The sequence below is a fragment of the Saccharopolyspora pogona genome (assembly GCF_014697215.1).
GTDB classification, from domain to species: Bacteria; Actinomycetota; Actinomycetes; order Mycobacteriales; family Pseudonocardiaceae; genus Saccharopolyspora; species Saccharopolyspora hattusasensis.
This window is the reverse complement of the sequence record NZ_CP031142.1, coordinates 2,521,502-2,539,350: the sequence shown is the minus strand read 5'-3', so window position 1 is coordinate 2,539,350 and position 17,849 is coordinate 2,521,502. Positions and strand designations below refer to the sequence as shown.

15 protein-coding genes and 2 pseudogenes are annotated in these 17,849 nt (G+C 64.6%); 14 read left to right on the top strand and 3 right to left on the bottom strand.

The genetic code is table 11. The features are described from left to right. The first annotated feature begins 81 nt into the window (after window positions 1-81). The 8 genes and pseudogenes from DL519_RS11605 (at window position 82) to DL519_RS46230 (ending at window position 8,960) form a co-directional block, all read left to right on the top strand. Window positions 82-1,044 (top strand): ester cyclase, encoded by a 963-nt coding sequence (locus DL519_RS11605; RefSeq protein ID WP_190814596.1) that lies wholly within the window; start codon window positions 82-84, stop codon window positions 1,042-1,044. A gap of 60 nt (window positions 1,045-1,104) precedes the next feature. Then, entirely contained in the window at window positions 1,105-2,202 is a 1,098-nt protein-coding gene (locus DL519_RS11600; RefSeq protein ID WP_223838811.1) for an MDR/zinc-dependent alcohol dehydrogenase-like family protein, read from the top strand. Window positions 2,203-2,298: 96 nt separating this feature from the next. After that, window positions 2,299-2,763, top strand: coding sequence for a MaoC family dehydratase (locus DL519_RS11595; protein ID WP_223838809.1), 465 nt, complete (start codon window positions 2,299-2,301; stop codon window positions 2,761-2,763). 1,110 nt (window positions 2,764-3,873) lie between these two features. Next, window positions 3,874-4,934 (top strand): annotated as a pseudogene (locus DL519_RS11590) (IS256 family transposase); the annotation flags it as partial. A gap of 331 nt (window positions 4,935-5,265) precedes the next feature. Then, window positions 5,266-6,165, top strand: a complete 900-nt coding sequence (locus tag DL519_RS11585) for a tyrosine-type recombinase/integrase (protein ID WP_223838808.1) — start codon at window positions 5,266-5,268, stop codon at window positions 6,163-6,165. Continuing rightward, entirely contained in the window at window positions 6,162-6,503 is a 342-nt protein-coding gene (locus tag DL519_RS11580; protein ID WP_190813056.1) for a hypothetical protein, read from the top strand. The genes DL519_RS11585 and DL519_RS11580 overlap by 4 nt, the downstream gene beginning before the upstream one ends. After that, window positions 6,500-8,515: a tyrosine-type recombinase/integrase gene (locus DL519_RS11575; RefSeq protein ID WP_223838625.1), complete on the top strand. Its 2,016-nt coding sequence runs from the start codon at window positions 6,500-6,502 to the stop codon at window positions 8,513-8,515. The genes DL519_RS11580 and DL519_RS11575 overlap by 4 nt, the downstream gene beginning before the upstream one ends. Then, window positions 8,505-8,960 (top strand): DUF6262 family protein, encoded by a 456-nt coding sequence (locus DL519_RS46230; protein ID WP_223838804.1) that lies wholly within the window; start codon window positions 8,505-8,507, stop codon window positions 8,958-8,960. Before DL519_RS11575 ends, DL519_RS46230 begins: the two co-directional genes overlap by 11 nt. A gap of 97 nt (window positions 8,961-9,057) precedes the next feature. Here the strand turns inward: DL519_RS46230 and DL519_RS11570 are convergent. Together DL519_RS11570 and DL519_RS11565 are read right to left on the bottom strand one after the other, a co-directional pair. Next, window positions 9,058-9,534 (bottom strand): annotated as a pseudogene (locus DL519_RS11570) (IS256 family transposase); the annotation flags it as partial. A gap of 215 nt (window positions 9,535-9,749) precedes the next feature. Further along, window positions 9,750-11,288 (bottom strand): PucR family transcriptional regulator, encoded by a 1,539-nt coding sequence (locus DL519_RS11565; protein ID WP_190814591.1) that lies wholly within the window; start codon window positions 11,286-11,288, stop codon window positions 9,750-9,752. A gap of 146 nt (window positions 11,289-11,434) precedes the next feature. Here DL519_RS11565 and DL519_RS11560 point away from each other — a divergent pair, with 146 nt between their 5' ends. Further along, a complete protein-coding gene (locus DL519_RS11560) occupies window positions 11,435-12,307 on the top strand; it encodes an arginase family protein (RefSeq protein ID WP_190814589.1) in 873 nt (290 codons plus the stop codon). 46 nt (window positions 12,308-12,353) lie between these two features. Beyond that, entirely contained in the window at window positions 12,354-13,793 is a 1,440-nt protein-coding gene (locus DL519_RS11555) for an MFS transporter (RefSeq protein WP_190814587.1), read from the top strand. 108 nt (window positions 13,794-13,901) lie between these two features. On the opposite strand, the gene DL519_RS11550 is transcribed toward DL519_RS11555, so the two are convergent. Then, window positions 13,902-14,174: a hypothetical protein gene (locus DL519_RS11550; RefSeq protein WP_190814585.1), complete on the bottom strand. Its 273-nt coding sequence runs from the start codon at window positions 14,172-14,174 to the stop codon at window positions 13,902-13,904. Between the two features lie 83 nt (window positions 14,175-14,257). On the opposite strand from DL519_RS11550, the gene DL519_RS46225 reads away from it, so the two are divergent. The 4 genes from DL519_RS46225 (at window position 14,258) to DL519_RS11530 (ending at window position 17,715) form a co-directional block, all read left to right on the top strand. Next, complete coding sequence (locus DL519_RS46225) at window positions 14,258-14,434, top strand: hypothetical protein (RefSeq protein ID WP_223838802.1); 177 nt, start codon at window positions 14,258-14,260, stop codon at window positions 14,432-14,434. Between the two features lie 179 nt (window positions 14,435-14,613). After that, window positions 14,614-15,216 (top strand): helix-turn-helix domain-containing protein, encoded by a 603-nt coding sequence (locus tag DL519_RS11540; RefSeq protein ID WP_190814583.1) that lies wholly within the window; start codon window positions 14,614-14,616, stop codon window positions 15,214-15,216. Continuing rightward, window positions 15,216-15,935 (top strand): B3/B4 domain-containing protein, encoded by a 720-nt coding sequence (locus DL519_RS11535; protein WP_190814580.1) that lies wholly within the window; start codon window positions 15,216-15,218, stop codon window positions 15,933-15,935. Before DL519_RS11540 ends, DL519_RS11535 begins: the two co-directional genes overlap by 1 nt. A 547-nt stretch (window positions 15,936-16,482) precedes the next feature. Next, entirely contained in the window at window positions 16,483-17,715 is a 1,233-nt protein-coding gene (locus DL519_RS11530) for a trans-sulfuration enzyme family protein (RefSeq protein ID WP_190814579.1), read from the top strand. Window positions 17,716-17,849: the final 134 nt, after the last annotated feature.

The window sequence follows — 17,849 nt, the reverse complement described above, 5'->3', positions numbered from 1 at the left end:
GTGTTTCATTGTGGTACACATGTGCTATCTGTCCGAACGAACGCGGCGTGCCCTATCGTCGCGATGAGCCAGGAGCGGTCGATGAGTGAACATCGTCCGTCGAACAGTCTCGACGGTTTTCATCGCGATGAGGTCGCGAATCACATGGACTCGCAGGTCCGCCGCTTCTTCGGTGCGCTGAACGCTGGGGACGAGGAGCATCTCGACGACATCGTTGCGCGGAACTTCCTGAGTTACGACTACCGCGGCACAAGGACCCGCACGGGATTCAAGCGCTACCAGCGCCGTCTTCGAGCGGCCTTCGCGGAACTCCGATACGAGATGCACGAGAACGTGGGCGTCCTGGTCGACGGCGATCTCGTCGCCGCGCGCACACTCCTGACCGGAATTCACACAGGACCATACGTGGGCTACGCCGCCTCAGGCGCGGCTGTGAGCACCTCGGCATCGCACATCTTCCGCCTGCGTCACGGGCTAATCGCCGAACACTGGCCGGTCGTCGATACCTATCGGATTCTGGTCCAGATCGGCGCGATCGAGGGCGCCGCGGGGAAGTGGCAGGAGATGTTGGGTGCGCCCTCTTCGGGCACGGGCCTCTTCGATGAGCGCCCTGGCACGCCTTTCGGTGAACACGGAGGACAAGGTTCCCCAGAGGTGTCCCGCGAACTCCAGGTCCGGCTGTGGGACGGCGTCTTCGCGACGGGCACCAAGCTGGATTCGGACTACATTGCCCAGGACTTGCTATCGAACTCAGGGTGGATTCCAGACGGGCGCGAGCCGTTCGTCGATGCACTGTCCTCGGCACGAGCGCGAAAGCCCGATGGACGAGCGACTCCGACCCACATCGTCGCCGAGGGAAATCTGTTCTACGTCCGCTCGGTATGGGACGGAACCATGCTGGCGACTGGGAACGATCACGACGCCTCGTCGGTAGACATCTTCCGGGTCGAGAACGCTCGGCTCCAGGAGCACTGGGAGACGGTCGATCAGCTTCGGCTCTACCAGGACTACGGCGTTCTCGATGGAGACGTCCGCGATGAGTGACCGCCATGGGGCTCGCAGGGGAGGTACGGGAGAGTGATCAGCGGAATTGAGCTTCGTTCCTTGCTTTCGGAGAACGGCGTCGTCACCTTGTCGTTCGAGGAGAACTCCTACGCACCCGTGGGGGCGGACGAAGTCGTCGTTCGAGTGGAGGCCACCCCGCTCAACCCGTCTGACCTGCGGCTACTTTTCGGACCGGCGAACATCGCGGAGTTGCAGGTCGCAGGCTCCGGACCGGACAGAGTGGTGTCTGCGCCGGTCAGCCCGCAAGCGGTGAAGCGCAGTGCGGCACGACTCGGCCGGTCGATGCAGGCCGGCAACGAGGGCGCGGGTACGGTCGTGGCTGCTGGCTCGTCTGCCGAGGCTCAAGCCCTCCTGGGGCGCTCGGTCTCGATGATCGGCGGAGCGATGTACGCGCAGTACCGGGTCTTGGACCGGAGGAACTGCCATGCGCTGCCGGACGGCCTTGACCCGGCCCACGGCGCCTCCTGGTTCATCAACCCGATGACCGCCCTCGCGTTCTTGGAGACCATGCACGAGGGTGGACATCGTGCCTTGGTTCACACGGCTGCGGCCTCGAACCTCGGCCAGATGCTCAACCGCCTCTGCATTGAGGAAGGGATCGACATCGTCAATGTCGTTCGCAACGAGAGCCAGCGAGCGATCTTGTCGGCGATCGGTGCCCGTTACGTCGTTGACTCCAGTGCTGAAACCTTCCGAGCTGATCTCACCGACGCGATCGCCTCGACGGGAGCCACAGTTGCCTTCGACGCGACCGGTGGCGGAACCATGGCCGGGACGATCCTGAGTTGCATGGAATCTGCTCTCACGGCTGGGGAGACGGAGTACAACCTCTACGGCTCCTACCACCCGAAGCAGGTCTACACCTACGGGAGTCTCGACACGAGTCCGACCCAAATCATTCGGGATTTCGGGTTCGCCTGGTCGCTGAGCGGGTGGCTCCTCTGGCCGACACTTGTGCGTTTGGGCGCGGTCAAGGAGCAAGAGCTCAGGGAGCGCGTGGTTCGGTCGCTCACGACGACGTTTGCGAGCTCCTACACGAATGAGATCTCGCTGATCGATGTGCTGGACCCGACATACATCCGGGAGTACGCCGCGGTGAAGACCGGGGAGAAGTACCTAGTTCGTCCCCAAGCTTGAGCAACTGCTTGACCGCCCGACCCATTGGACGCCTACTCGGTTCGTCAGATGGCCGGAGGCGGTCCGCAACACCCGAACCTTGGACAGGAGGCGCAAGTGCCGAAGCACGAGTTGACCATTGAGGAACTCGCGGCCACTGTGCCGCGCGACCTCGGGACCACTGATTGGTGCGCAATTGGACAGTACCGTGTAGACCTCTTCGCCGAAGCGACGGAAGACCGGCAATGGATCCACGTCGACGCGGCTGCGGCCGCTGCCGGGCCCTTCGGCACGACGATCGCGCACGGGTACCTGACGCTGTCACTCGTGCCGCATCTCCTGAGCGAGCTGATCGTGATCACCGACCAGACGCGTGGAACCAACTACGGGCTGGATCGGATCCGCTTCACCAACGCCGTTCCCGCTGGAGCTCGGATAAGGCTGACCGCTGAGGTCGCCGAAGCCCAGCTCTACGAGGGTGGGTCGTCGATCCGGTACAAGGTTCGCGTCCGCGTAGAAGTCGAGGACTTCGAGAAGCCCGCCATGGTGGGCGAGGTCGTCTACCTGGCCAGCAACGACTGAACTCGTAAGTCTGTCTCATAGTCGGTCACGTTGTGTGTGCCCTGGTCCCGATGAGAAGTTCCCCGACCCAGCGTCGAGCCGGCAAACACACTCTTCGTTCTTAAAGCGCGCAGCGTTCCGATCCTCCGAATCGACGTTCCAGCTTCGTGCTCTACGCGTGGCAAGAGTGGATTGGACGTCTGTCATGCAGATGTGAACCTGCAGGTCATGCGAGTTCCTTCCACTCTGACGGCGCTCAGGTGAATCGGCTCTGGCGCGAGTTTCGTGGTTCGGTGACTCAGGGTGAGCCGGGGGCCGTCAGGCCAGGATGACGCGTTTACCTATTGACTGAACTAAATGACGGCGGCGAACAGCCCCGCGGCCGCGCGCGACCTGACCTGCGCTTGGTCGAACTGATCGCCTATGCACGAGCCCAAGGCCTGCACGGTGTCATTCGGGTGCACAAGGGCAAGCTGAACATCGGGCAGTTTCGGTTGTTGGCAGATCCAGGCACGGACTGACCCCTGGCCAGGCGGATCCGCGCGGTGATGGCCTCTCTGCGCTGTAGGGGCGTTGAGAGGCCATCACCGAGGTGGAATTCTGCGCCTGCACACGGGCTCGGCGGCTTTCGCGCGCAGCGGCCAGGCTGGCTCGGCAGGTCCGGATGATCTGCCGGGTCGCCGCGGTCTCGAGGGTCTGGCGGCACCGCGTGCACACCACGGTCACCGGTCCGGTCACCTCGTCGACCGCGACGGATGCCTCGGCCTCGCAGCGGCGGCACCAGCGGTGCCCGGTGACGGGGATGACGTGCATCGGCGAAGCGATGCATTCGTGTGCCCAGCGACGGTGAACGTGGCAGGTGATGCGCTCGTGAGCCGAAATCTCCTCGCGCTCCTCCACCGCATCCTCGAGGATCAAGGTGTGTGCGAGGCGCCGGTCACGGAGGTCCGCGTAGCGCTCGCCGTACCGTAGTACCTCCGCGGCGCTCGGCTGGGAGGGATGCAACGGACGTCGGGGGAGGAATGCTTGAAACCTGTGGATCGGCTGGGAAGGGGCGTACCTTCCCAGTGATCGGATGCAAGGTTCCAAGCATGGCCGACGTTGGCGCGTCGGTCGGGAAGGTACGACCCGATGCTCAGCGTAGCCCCTGACCCTGACTCCCGTGATGATGACCGCTCTGCCACGGATTCAGCGTCGTTGATCGACGAGATCGTGCGAGAGGGTGCCCGCCGGATGCTGGCCGAGGCGTTACAGGCCGAGGTAGACGCCTACCTCGCGCAGTTCGCCGATGCCCGCGACGAGCGTGGCCACCGGCTGGTGGTCCGCAACGGCTCTCACCAGCCCCGCGAAGTCCTCACCAGCGCTGGCGCCGTGGAGGTCACCGCGCCACGGGTCAACGACAAGCGAACCGACCCGGCCACCGGCGAGCGGATGCGGTTTTCCTCCGCGATCCTGCCACCGTGGGCGCGCAAGACCCCGAAGATCACGAGGTACTGCCGCTGCTGTACCTGCACGGCCTGTCCAGCGGGGACTTCGTGCCCGCACTCGGGCAGTTCCTGGGCAGCAGCAAGGGATTATCCGCCGCAGTGATCACGAAACTGACCGAGTAGTGGAAGACCGAACACCGCGTGTTCACCGAACGCAATCTTTCCGAAATGGACTATGTGTATCTGTGGGCCGACGGCATCCATGTGAACATCCGCCTGGAAGAGCACAAACTCTGCCTGCTGGTGATGATCGGCGTGCGTGCTGACGGCCGCAAAGAACTCGTCGCGCTGGCCGACGGCTACCGCGAATCCACCGAGTCCTGGGCCGATCTGCTGCGCGACTGCAAACGCCGCGGCATGCGCGCGCCGGTGCTGGCCGTCGGCGACGGAGCGCTGGGGTTCTGGGACGCGCTGCGCGAGGTCTTCCCCAGCGTCCGGGAGCAGCGCTGCTGGTTCCACAAGATCGGCAATGTGCTTGCCGCGTTGCCGAAATCGGCGCATCCCGGGGCGAAGAAGGCCCTGGCCGAGATCTGGAACGCCGAGGACCGCCGGCACGCCCTGGACGCGGTGAAGGCGTTCGAAGGCGCTTATGGTGCGAAATTCCCCAAAGCCGTCGCCAAGATCACCGACGATCTCGGCGAACTGCTGGCCTTCTACGACTATCCCGCCCAGCACTGGGTGCATTTGCGCACGATAAATCCCGTTGTTATCTGGAGCTTCCGTGTGTGTGTCTTCCATGTGTGCCACGGGTTTGTCGTGGGCTGCGGTCGGCGTGGTGGACATGGTTATCTCCGGGCTCGTCCAGCATGTCGATCACGTTGGAGGAGCAGGTGCAGGTGCAACGGGTGGCGATGCCCGCCTCGCGGGTGCCGTCGTGGACGGTCCTGGGCGATGACGACGCCCCGATCGAGCCGATCGAGCGTTATCTGGCCTATCTGACCGATATCGAGCGGTCACCGAACACGGTCAAGGCGTATGCGCATGATTTGAAGGACTACTGGGTCTTCTGGAGCGTCGGGGCCTGGACTGGCGGGAGGTGCGCCTGGAGGACATTGGTGAGTACGTCGCCTGGCTGCGGCTGCCGCCGACCGGCCGTGATGGCCAGGTGGCCGTGCTGCCCTCGCTCCAGCCGCATGTGGCTGGGTCCACGATCAACCGGAAGCTTTCGGCGCTGGCGGCGTTTTATGCGTATCAGGCGCGGCATGGCGTGGATGTCGGTGAGCTGTTGACCACGTGGCAGGTGCCCGGTCGGCGGGGCGGGTGGAAGCCGTTTTTGCACCACATCAGCAAGGACAAACCCCAACCGAGCCGGATGATCACGGTGAAAGCACCGAAGAAGCTGCCCCGGATCCTGACAGTCACTGAGATGCAGTCCATTGTGGATGCTTGTGACCGGCTGCGAGATCGCTTCCTTTGGTCCTTGTTGTGGGATTCCGGCTGCCGGATCGGGGAGGCGTTGGGCCTGCGGCATGCCGATATCGCCGCCGCGGAACGGGAGATCGTGATCGTGCCCCGGGTCAACGACAACGGCGCCCGATCCAAATCACGCGAGCAACGCGCCGTCCCGGTCTCCACGGAGCTGATCCGGCTGTGGGGTGACTATCTGCACGGCGAATACGGCGATGTGGACTCGGACTACGTGTTCGTGAACCTTTTCGCCGAACCACGGGGGCAGGCGTTGTCCTACCCGGCGGTCTACGAGCTGGTGAAACGGCTGCGGCGACGCACCGGGATCGACTTCGATCCGCACTGGTGCCGGCATTCGGCGGCGACCAGGATGCTGCGGGACGGCGTGCCCATCGAGGTCGTGTCCAAGGTCTTGGGCCATTCCTCGGTGACCACCACGATGTCCGTTTACGGGCATTTGACCGCCGAGGACGCGCGGCGGGCGTTGGAGAACGCAGGTTGGTTCACCGGGCGTGAGGTGAGCTGGTGAGCCTGTTCGAGATCACCCACGCCCAGCGCGCAGGATGGCAGCGCCGCGCAGCTGGCGAACTGGCCGCGATCCTGGATGCCCACCCACATCTGCCGATCATCGCGTGGACGCTGGCGCCCTCCGGCAGCCTCGTGGTGGGGCAGGTGAACGGACCCGCGCCAGCTGAGCAGCTCCGCGCGACATTCGAGCATTGGCGGTCCGCCCTGCGGCTTGCCGAGCCCCACGAGGTCACCTTCAGCGGCGGATCGGTGTTGCTGACCACGCAGGCGGCGTTCAACCATGTCCGGATCAAGCTGACCGCCACCCTTCCGCCCGACGCGCGGCAGGTGACGCCATGAATCGCGAAATTGCCAAGGCGCAGCGGCAAGCCACGGCCTCTCCCGGGCTGCTGGAGAAGTTGATGGCCGCGGTGCGCCCGGAGTTCCGCAGCGACCTTGTCGTTTTCGATCCTCGCGATCCGGTGTTCGGTGGTCCGGCATGCGCAGTGCCCGGATGCGTCCGGACAGCGCGCAGCCAGGGATTGTGTCCCGGGCATCATCAGCGGTGGTGGCGCAGGGAGGGCAAGCCCGATCTCGCGCGGTTCATCGCCACCACAGACCAGCAGGTCGCCGGCCCGTTGAGCGACAGTCCCACCAGCAGTGTGGTGCCCGCCTGCGAATGCAAGGTCAGCCTTGCCGCGCTGGCCCCGCAGCTGAAGCTGGAGGTGCAGTATGTGCTGCAATGCCGCCGCGACGAGCGGCTGGTCCGGACCCAGGTCACCACGGTCGCTCGCATGGTGCGGCTGTTGGCGGGCCTGCCGGTCGCCTCGCTGCTGGACTGGGACGAGGAGACCTTACGGACCGCGTTTGGTCGCCCGGCGCCGAAGGACGCGGGACCGCGGACCCTGGTTATCTACGGGGTGCGCAAGCTGGAGGATCTAGCCGAGGACCACGGATGGGACACCGAGTATCGGCGGGATGTGTGGCGGTTGCGGCGCCTCGGGCGGCCCACCGGAGGCGGGTCTCCCGCTCGCCTGCGATTCAATGCCATTGCCCAGCCGTGGTTGAAGGAGTTAGCCAAGCGGTGGGTGCGGTGGCGGTTGAGTACAGGACTGGGCAGCACCGCCGCGGCCCGGTGTGTCACCGCGATCACGCGGTTCGCACAATTCCTTGCCACCCACGAGATCGGCATTGACAGCCTGGCCAGCGTGGATCGACCGGTCCTGGAGCGGTACCTGGCCGACCTGCACGTCGAGTTCACCGGCCGACCGGCGCATCGCACCCACGTCGGGCTGCTCAACCAGTTCTTCAACGCGATCCGCCAGCACAGCTGGGACTCCTCGCTGCCGACGACCGCGACATTTTATCCCGAGGACTACCCGAAACACGGCGAACAACTGCCTCGCGCGGTAGCCGAGTACGTGATGGTCCAGGTAGAACATCCGTCCAATTTGGACCAGTGGGACCACCCGGCCTACCGGCTGGTCACGCTCATCCTGATCCGCTGTGGCTTGCGCGTCTCCGACGCGCTCAAGCTGCCGTTTGACTGTGTCGTCCTAGATGCCGAGGGCGCACCCTATCTGCGCTACCACAATCACAAGATGAACCGGGAGGCACTGGTCCCGATCGATGAACAACTCCAGCAGTCGATCAGCGAGCAGCAGCAACACGTCCTGGGCCGCTGGACCGACGGTGTCCCGGTGCTCTTCCCCCGCCCCCTGACCAATCCGGACGGCTCCAAGCCTGTCAACAGCGCCACCTACCGGCAGGCCCTGCACCGATGGCTGCAACGCTGCGACATCCGCGACGAACACGGCCGCCCGGTGCATCTCACTCCCCACCAGTGGCGGCACTCGCTGGGCACCAGATTGATCAACCGGGACGTGCCGCAGGAAGTGGTCCGCCGCATCCTCGATCACGACTCGCACCTCATGACAGGCCACTACGCCCGGCTGTCGGACACGACGATCCGCCGGCATTGGGAAGCCGCACGCAAGGTCAACGCCAACGGCGAGACGGTGACCCTGGACCCCGACGGGCCGCTGGCCGAGGCGTCCTGGGCCAAGCAGCGGATCTCCCGCGCCACCCAGGCTTTGCCCAACGGCTACTGCAGTCTGCCGCTGATCAAGACCTGCCCGCATGCCAACTCGTGCCTAACCTGTCCGATGTTCATCACTACCACCGAGTTCCTCCCCCAGCACCGGCACCACCAGCAGCAGGTGTTGCAGATCATCACCGCGGCCGAGGCGCGGGGCCAGACCCGCATGGTGGAGATGAATCGCCAGGTCGCCGACAACCTCGCAAAGATCATCACAACCCTCGAGAACGGCGAAGCCAACACCAGCAGGGAGACGTCAGCCGATGCGTCCTGACAACACCGCCCCGATCATCGCCGCGGCCCAGCGACGCCGCGAATTGACCCGAGCGAAGGCCCTCCAGGCACCGCGCGAACTCGACCGCACCGGCGCGCCGATCACTTTCCAGTCAGTGGCCGCAGCAGCTGAGGTGTCCCGGTCCTGGCTCTATGCCCAACCCGACATCCGGGCCGAAATCCAACGCCTACTGGAGGCAACCCGGCGCGCTCCCGCAGCGCCGATTCCTGCAAGTCAGCGCACCTCGGAGGAATCTGCCCTGGCACGACTGGACATCGCCCTCAAACGAAACCGCGAACTCGCCGAAGAAAACCAACGGCTTCGCCGACAACTCGCCCGTGCACTCGGTGAGCACCGCCGATCACCCCATTCGCGAGACCCCGGCGATTCACCCCCACCTCCAGCCAAACCGCATCGCACTTCAGTAACGATCGGACCCTGCTGAACCCACCCCGACAACCGCCGGCGGTTGCGTCGACAACACCATCTACGACGCAACCGCCCAGGCCAAAGCAATGATCATCCGCCGAACTCAAGATAACGATGGGGTTGGTAGTACGCAGATGAACCCAGTGCTGGGCGGGAAAGTCATAGAAGGCCAGCAGCTCGTCGACATCGTCGGTGATCTTGGTGACGGCCTTGGGGAACTTCGCCCCGTAGGCAGCCTCGAACGCCTTCACCGCGTCCAGGGCGTGCCGGCGGTCCTCGGTGTTCCAGATCTCGGCCAGGGCCTTCTTCACACCGGGATGCGCCGATTTCGGTAAAGCGGCGAGCACATTGCCGATCTTGTGGAACCAGCAGCGCTGCTCACGGGTGCCGGGGAAGACCTCGCGCAGTGCGCCCCAGAATCCCAGTGCCCCGTCGCCGATGGCCAGCACCGGGGCGCGCATCCCGCGACGTTTGCAGTCCCGCAGCAGATCAGCCCAGGACTCGGTGGACTCCCGGTAGCCGTCAGCCAGGGCGACGAGTTCCTTGCGGCCGTCGGCCCGCACGCCGATCATGACCAGCAGGACGCATTTGTGATCTGTGATCACAGATCTGAGTTTGGGTTGCCCAGCGGTCGAAGTCAAGAGGTCAACTCGGACTGTTGTCGTCAACTCCCGGCGGCAAGCAGGTCGCCACCTGCGACGCCGCCATCGAGCGATCCCGTGTGCACGAGACCGCGCGCCCAGGCACCGTGCGCCCAGGCAGCGTCACGCTCATGCGATCGCCGCACGGTTGCAGCCAGCATCGATCAATGCCGGTCAACCTCCCTTGCGATCACCAGGAGTGCGCGCACGCTCGCTGAATCGAGGTCGAGCCCGAGCAGTTCGCCCACGCCGTGCACCCGTCGTCGAAGGGTCTGGCGGTGCACGGCGAGCGAGCGGGCGGCGATGTCCACGACGCCGTTCGCGTCGAGGTAGGCCTCGAGGGCTTGCTTCAGGGCTAGGTCGGTCAATCGATCCCATGTCGCGGCGCGGAGGTACCGAACTGTCTCGGGTGGGAGCGCCGCAGGAACAACACTTTCGAGCGGGAGGTCACCGGCGGCGATGACTGTTTGGCGCCCTCGCGCGGCGAGTGTGGCCAAACCGGCTGCCTCGTCGTACAGGACCAGGACCTGAGCTGAACGCTCACTGTGGGATAGGCCGATGCGCGTGGCTGCCTTCGAGGATCCGCACGACTGCGCCCAGCCACGGAGCGCAGTCGAGAGCACCCCTGATTCTTCTGGCGTCGGCGAGTCGGCTTCGGGACGTCGTACTACGAGCGCGCCGATCGTGTCATTCGTCGACCAGGCCCTGGCCGACCACCCGACGTCGCGAACACAGCGCTCAAGCGTCTCGACATCAGTCGGGACGGTCGGTGCCCCGACCTTGGCCACAACGACCCGAATGTTGTCTGACTGGCCAATGCCGAGCGCGGCAAGCAGACCCGAGCGCGTCTCAGGAGACGTGTCTGCATCGAGGATCGCCCGCAGCGAGGCAGTACGCAGGCGCCGTTCGGGATCACGGAGTACGTGACTTCTCGACAGCTGCAGGGCCAGAAGCGAGGCAGTGCTTGCCAGGAGAAGCCGTTCCTGGTCATCGAACCGGGTTTCCCGCACAACAAGCAGCGTCGGGGCGTTGGCGCCCGGCCCGCGATTGACAACGACGTCCCGGTCCGACTCGCGGATGGCGCCCGAGGCGGGCTCCGAGCCGGCTTGGAATCGCTTGAAAGTTTCGGCGAACTCGTCGGCAAAATCCTCCGCCCCAGCCCCCGAGGCGGCAAGGGTGGCATGTCTGCGATCGACGACCGCCGCGCGGCAGCGCAGCCGCCGGGCGAGCTCGTGGACGAGTGGTTCGCAAGTGTCCTCAGTGAGGCTGAGGTTAGCGAGTGCCGTCTCGGCGATCATCAGCGAGCGCAGACGCCGCTGCGCAGCGTCGATCCGGGCGCGTGCGACATACTCCGAGATGGCAATGTAGGGCGTTTTCAGAGGCACGACCAGCAGTGGGATACCTCGGGCTTCAGCCAGCTCTGCCCATCGATCGGGGACATCAGGGTGCTGCTCATTGACGCCGCATCCGATACCGGCCACGCCGACCCTGGCCAACGCATCGAAGATCCGTTCAGGGTTTGCCTCAGGCCGGCGAACGAACAACGTCGTGAGGAGGAATTCACCGCCTGCCAGCCACGGAGTGGGGTCGGCGACCTCGGAGACGTGGACCCAGCGCACGACGTTCGACAGCCCCGCGGCGCCTGCGATGCAGCGAAGTTTGAGCTCTGCCGCACCGAGCAGATCGCCAACGGTGACGCTCAACCTGACCCTCGTTTTCGATCACTAATCTGTCGATCCGCGAATATCGGTATCGTCAAAATAGTGTATGACACGTCTGCGTGTGCTCCTCAAGATGATGAGCGCCGAACGGAGCGGTTCGGCGTGATTCGAGGAGGAGAGCCGGGCACATGCAAGCGCGAGAACAACGGCGGTACGAGCTCATCGGGATCCCGTTCGATGGTGCGGCAACTCTTGGATGGCCGGGATCGCGCTACGCGCCTGCGCGAATTCGTGAGCAGCTCGCGTGGATGACGATGCGATCGGAGGACGGCGAGGTCTACTCGCTTGAGACCGGAGAGCTTCACCCGGCACCAAAGATCGACGATGTCGGCGATGTTTCTGTTGTGCCGCATGATGTCTCGGAGACACTCGACCGTTCAGCAGAGCAGATCGCCAGCTCTGTCCGTGCAGGCGCGGTGCCGCTGGTTCTGGGAGGCGACGATAGCGTCCTCTACGCCATCGTCGAGGGAGTGCACAGGGCCACGACGGGACGGCTGGGCATCATCCACTTCGACGCCCATCTCGACATCATGAACCACAACCAGCGGCAGGGTTCGTGGAGCCACTCCAGCGGCATGCGGCGCGGGCTTGAGCTCGAGCGTGTCGATCGCGAGCACGCGATCCAGATTGGACTGCGGCACTTCAACTACCCCAGCTCACGTGCGGCCGTGTGCGAACTCGGTCCGGCACAGATCACCGCCAGTGAATTCGACCGAATCGGCGTCGAATCCGTGGTGGAACGCGTCCTCGATCGCGTTCGCGGAGCCGATCACATCGTGCTGAGCTTCGATATCGATGCGATCGATCCGGCGCACGCACCCGGGGCCGGTTCTCATGAGCCTGGCGGTCTAACCTCCAGGCAGGCAATCGACACGGTACGCGCGCTCGCACCCCACATCGATGCTTTCGCCGTGACCGAGGTCAATCCGCTCACCGATCACCGTGATCTCACGTCGAACCTCGCCGCCTACCTCACCTATTACACGGCCGTCTTCGGCTGACATACCCGCGTGAGCGGTCTTCCGGGACACAGACAAAGGAGTCGTCATGTCCACTCCCACTGACTCGTCGGATGCGTCGAGAGTCAGCAGCCCTGGCGCACTCGATACCGGCGCGATCCTCGTCATCGACCGGGCACGCCTGCGCCGCGCTGTCCGCGGTACCTTCGTCGGCAACCTCATGGAATGGTACGACGTCGGCGTTTTCGGCTATCTCATCGTCACGATGGGGCCGGTGTTCCTTCCCCAGGCCAGTTCTGCGGCACAGGTCCTGTTCATGCTCGGCACCTTCGCGAGCACCTATCTGTTCAGGCCGCTGGGCGGGATGTTCTTCGGCTGGCTGGGTGATCGCATTGGACGCCAGCGCGTGCTCTTCGCGACCCTTGCGCTCGTCGTCGCCGCAACCTTCCTCATTGGTACGCTGCCGTCCTACGACGCGGTCGGCATCTGGGCAGCGCTCCTGCTCATCACCCTGAAGGTCGTGCAGGGCTTCTCCGCAGGCGGCGAGCTGACGGGGGCGATCACTTTCGTGAGCGAGAGCGCACCCGACCGCAAGCGCGGCTTTTACACGGCGTTCCTCGACGCGGGCAGCTACCTCGGCTTCACACTCGGAGCCGTGTTCGTGACCGTCCTACAAGTCACGTTCGGACAGCAGGCAATGGAGGACGGCCTCTGGCGGATCCCGTTCCTGGTCGCCGCACCCCTGGGTGTCATCGCCATCTACTTCCGCCTTCGCGTCGGGGAGACTCCCCACTTCGAGCAGGTCAAGGCACTCAGGGCGTCAGGAACCACGGAACCGCCGCGCGCACTCGCACCGTTCGGTCTCCTCCGGCGGTACTGGCGGCAGATGCTCCAGGTCCTCGGCCTCGTCGCCGCCGCGAACACCGTCGGCTACGCCTTCACCTCTTACATGCCCACATACCTGTCCGGTGTCCCGGGCTTCGATGCCGTCTCGAGCAACCTCGTGAGCGTGCCCCTGCTCATCGCCATGGCGTGCTCCATGCCTTTCGTCGGCATGCTCTCGGACCGGATCGGACGAAAGGCCGTGCTCTGGGCCGCGTCGGGATGGGTCGTCGTGCTGAGCATGCCGGCCTTCCTTCTGCTCAACACGGGCAAGATCGGCCTCGTCGTACTGGGACTTACGATGATCGGCATCCCCGTCGCTCTCTACATGGGAGCGCTCGCCTCGACCTTTCCAGCGCTTTTCCCGACCAGCCACCGCTACGGCGGACTCGGTATGTCGTACAACATCAGCGTCGCACTCTTCGGCGGCACTGCGCCCCTGTTTATCGAGTCGCTTATCCGGTGGAGCGGTGACCACCTTTCTGCGGCCTACTACCTCATGGCAATGTCTGTTGTCGGCATCCTCGTTGTCGCGACGCTGCGGGAGTCCGCGCGACAGGCCCTGCCAGGCTCGCAGCCGGCGACCGATTCCATCGAGGAGGCACACGCGATGCACTTGGCCCGCTCGAGCGCTGAGCCCGACTGAGCGACCAGCCACGCTGGGCTGAGCTGCAGAGGCCCGCGATGCCGCGTCTGCATGCGGGTGACGATGCACCGATCGACGCTCAGCGTGACAGGGGAGACCGCGGAACAGTCACCGGAGGCCACCACCGTGGGACTCCCACTGGGGCCGCCCTCCACTGCCGGCCCCCACTGCCGGGCCCGATGCCCGCGCGCTGCGCCGCGCGGGCATCGGGCCCGCGGGTCTCGGTAGTTCGGTGTGCGGGGCGAGCACGTCGTGCAGTTCTGCCGCCGCGGTCTTGAAGAAGTGGCCGTCCCGGGCGAGCAGTTGCTCCAGTTCCTCCCGCGCGGAGGCGGTGCGACGCCAGGATTCGTGGCCGCGCAAGCCGGTGGCGGCGACAACCACGGTGAGAAGGATCTGGAGGCAGGCGCCTGCGTTCGCCGGGGGCGAGGTGAAAGGCGGACGTAAGCGGGGTTTTCCGTTCCTGCGTGCGGGATCGAGGTCCGGGCCCGCACGGGCCAGGCGCGGTGCAGACGGCGGTGCTGCTGGCGCGCGGCGGCGACGTCGAGGCCCTGGCCGCGTGCGGTGAGGTGGACGGCGACGGCGGTTTCGACCAGGGCGGTTTCGACCAGGGCGGTTTCGACCAGGGCGGTTTCGACCTCTGACGGTTCCGATGCCGCTGGCGACAATCCGCAATTTCAATGGAAATCGGACCTTCGATTTCCATTGAAATCGCACACCTCCTGGGGAGGTGGGGACGTTCGTCAGTCTGCTTGGCAGGTGGGGCTCGGCGCCACACGCCCTGGGGCCTTCGACTGCACTGAAAGTGCAGTATGATGCCACCATGGGCGAACCAGACAGGCCTGCCGTCAATACGAATGCCGTGGCTGAGGCCATCGGCGGGCGCGTCCGACGCTGGCGCTCCGAACGGAACTGGACACTGGACGCGCTTGCTGAGCGGTCCGGCGTGAGCCGACGGACGCTCGTGATCATCGAACAGGGTCAGTCGAATCCCAGCATCGGGGTCCTTCTTCGACTCGCGAGCGCCTTCGGCGTCTCGCTGTCCGATCTTGTCGAGGACGGCGCGGTCAGTCCTATTCGCGTTCACCGGGCTGGGGAATCACACACCCTGTGGCGGGGGCCCAGCGGCGGCCGCGGTGTCCTCGTAGGGGCGACTGAGCCGCCGCAGGTCGTTGAGCTCTGGGACTGGGACATGGCGCCTGGTGAACGGCTCGACAGCGAGCCCCATTCGCGGGGTACACGGGAAGTGCTGTTCGTGCACGCGGGCGAGCTCGAGGTCTACGTCGGCTCGAATGTGGAACGCATCGCCGAGGGCGATTCGGTTGTTCTCTACGGCGATCAGTTGCACGGGTACGCGTGTGCGGGAAGCGACGACGTGCATTTCTCGATGACGGTCTTGCAGCCGGGCGTAGGAGGAGGAAACTGATGGAAGCCGGGCTTATCGATCTGGAGTGGCTGAACTCCGCATCCGTCGCCGACGGCGTTTTCCGGCTGCGACCCGACTACAGGGCTTTGCTCGTGCTTGCAGAAGGTCTCGTCCCTGGCTCGAGTGACGCCTTGAGCGACCAACTGCTGTCCGACGCTGAACTGAAGATCGCCCGGAAGCTCGACGGACGCCGCCCCGAGGAGCTCGAGGAGCTCGCAGCATGGCGCGAGGCCTACCGCGCATTCGGTGCGAAACCGCAACGCACTCGACCCAGCGTGGAAGCGCTGGTCCGCCGGGTCGACGCTGGCCTGCCGCGCATCGACCGGATTACTGACACATACAACGCAATCTCGGTCGCCCACCTGCTGCCGCTCGGTGGGGAAGATGCCGACAAGTACGTCGGTCCACCACAGCTCGCGCGCGCTACCGGTGAGGAAGAGTTCGAAACGTTCGCCGAAGGCCAACCTGTGATCGAGTCGCCCAAGACCGGCGAGGTCGTCTGGAAGGACGATGCTGGAGTGACGTGCAGGCGATGGAACTGGCGCCAGTCGACGCGGACTCATATCGGGGATCGCACGGTGCGCGCCCTGTTCATCCTTGACGGTTTGCTCGATGTTACGGCGGCGTCGGAGTTGATGACTGCTGGAGAGGAGCTGCAGGCCGCTCTCGCCAGGTTCAGTCCGCAAGCCCGGTTCGCTTCCCGCCTTCTGGCGCCCTGATCCGGCACCAACTTGGTGATAGTGAAGATGTGCCGGCTGCTGGTCGTCCATGCCCGCAGCAGCAGACCCCGCCGCTGACAGAACGCGGTTCCGGGAACTGTTGCCCACACGGAAAATCCCTCACCTGAGCTATCGGCGGGGTGAGGGGTGCACTGCGGTCGTGTGTCCCGCAGAACACCTCGAGGTATTGCGATGCACTCCAAGTGCAGTATGATGCAACTATGCGCGAATCGGGCAGCGCGTCGCCGGTGTCAATGCCGCAGCTGGCGTCGGCGGTGGGCGCGTTGGGTGTTGGCGCTGCAGAATGCAACGCGACATTGGGCGCTGAGCTGCAGGTTTCGAAACCTCGACAGGCGCCGCGCGGTGGAGCTCGTGAGCTTGCAGTACGGCGCGAGGCTTGCCGTGCACGGGGCGCTCGGGCGTGGTCGGAGTTGACTGTTGCTGGTGGAGAGCCGAGCGATGCTCCACCAAGTTCTAACTCGAAGGCACGACTGCCTCGGCTGATCTTATACCGGCTTGTTGACCTACCGAAAAGAGATTGATCTTGATGAGTGAGAACGTTCGCAACGGTTCTCGGCCTGACAAGCATGACCTGGCGAGTCTCACGTTTGCCACTCAGGCTGTTCATGGTGGGAATACGACGGATTCGGCCGGTGGCGCGATTCGTACTCCGATCGTGATGGCGAACTCGTATCTGCTTCCGGATGACCCGTCCGAGATGGACTGGTCTGACACCGAGACGCTGTCGTACACGCGGAACTCGGGGTTTAATCAGATCTGTCTTCAGACGAAGCTGGCTGCTCTGGAGCGTGGCGAGGATGCGGCCGTGTTCGCTACAGGCGTGGCTGCTTTGCATGCCGTCTTCTTTTCGCTGCTGAAGACCGGCGATCATGTGGTGGTCGGGGACGTTACCTATGAGGCGGTGTGGCGCCTGATGGCGGAGTTGCTCCCCGAGAAGTACGGGATCGAGACGACGTTCGTCGACATGAGTGATCTTGATGCGGTTCGGGCGGCGATGCGTCCGAATACGCGTCTGGTGCATACGGAAGCGATTGCGAACCCGACCACGAAGGTCGCCGATGTTGCTGCTATCGCTGAGATCGCACACGCACATGGGGCGCTGGTTTCGATTGATTCCACGTTCACTCCGCCTCCGTTCTTCCGTCCGCTCGAACTGGGCGTCGATCTCGTCATCCACTCGTTGACGAAGTACATCAATGGCCACGGCGACTCGATGGGTGGAGTTGTCATCGGCTCCCGTCAGCTTGTCTCGCGCATCAAGTCGGAGGCCCTGGTCGATGTCGGTGGGTCCATCTCCCCGTTCAACGCCTGGCTCATCATGCGCGGGTCTGTGACGCTGTCCTTGCGGTTGCGTCAGCATTTCAGCTCCGCGGAGAAGGTCGCTGCGTTTTTGCAGACCGATCCTCGAGTCGCGTACGTCTACTATCCGGGGCTTGACTCGCATCCTCAGCACGAGGTCGCTGCACGTCAGTTCTGCGGTCGTGGCCACGGCGCGATGATGGCGTTCGCTGTCGAGGGAGACCCCGACACTCAGAACCGGTTCGTTTCCAACCTCAAGATCATCACCTCCGCGGTGTCTCTTGGCCATGACGAATCACTCATCGTCCACGTCGCAGGGGAAGCGCGTGGCGGCTCGGAAAATTATCCCGAGCTTTTCCAGAAGTATGGTCACCTGCGCCTCTCGGTTGGCCTGGAAGATCCGGACGACCTCATCGCCGACCTCTCGGCGGCTCTTGACGCCACATTCGGAACCAACTAAGTCAAGCGGCAAAAGGCGGCTCGCCTCAGTTTACGGGAAAGGACGACGTTACTCGTGGCCTGGATGTGTTGCTGGCCGCCGGTGTCATGGAAGCGACCTGGGCAGTAGCGTTGTCCGAATCCGGGGGCTTCAAA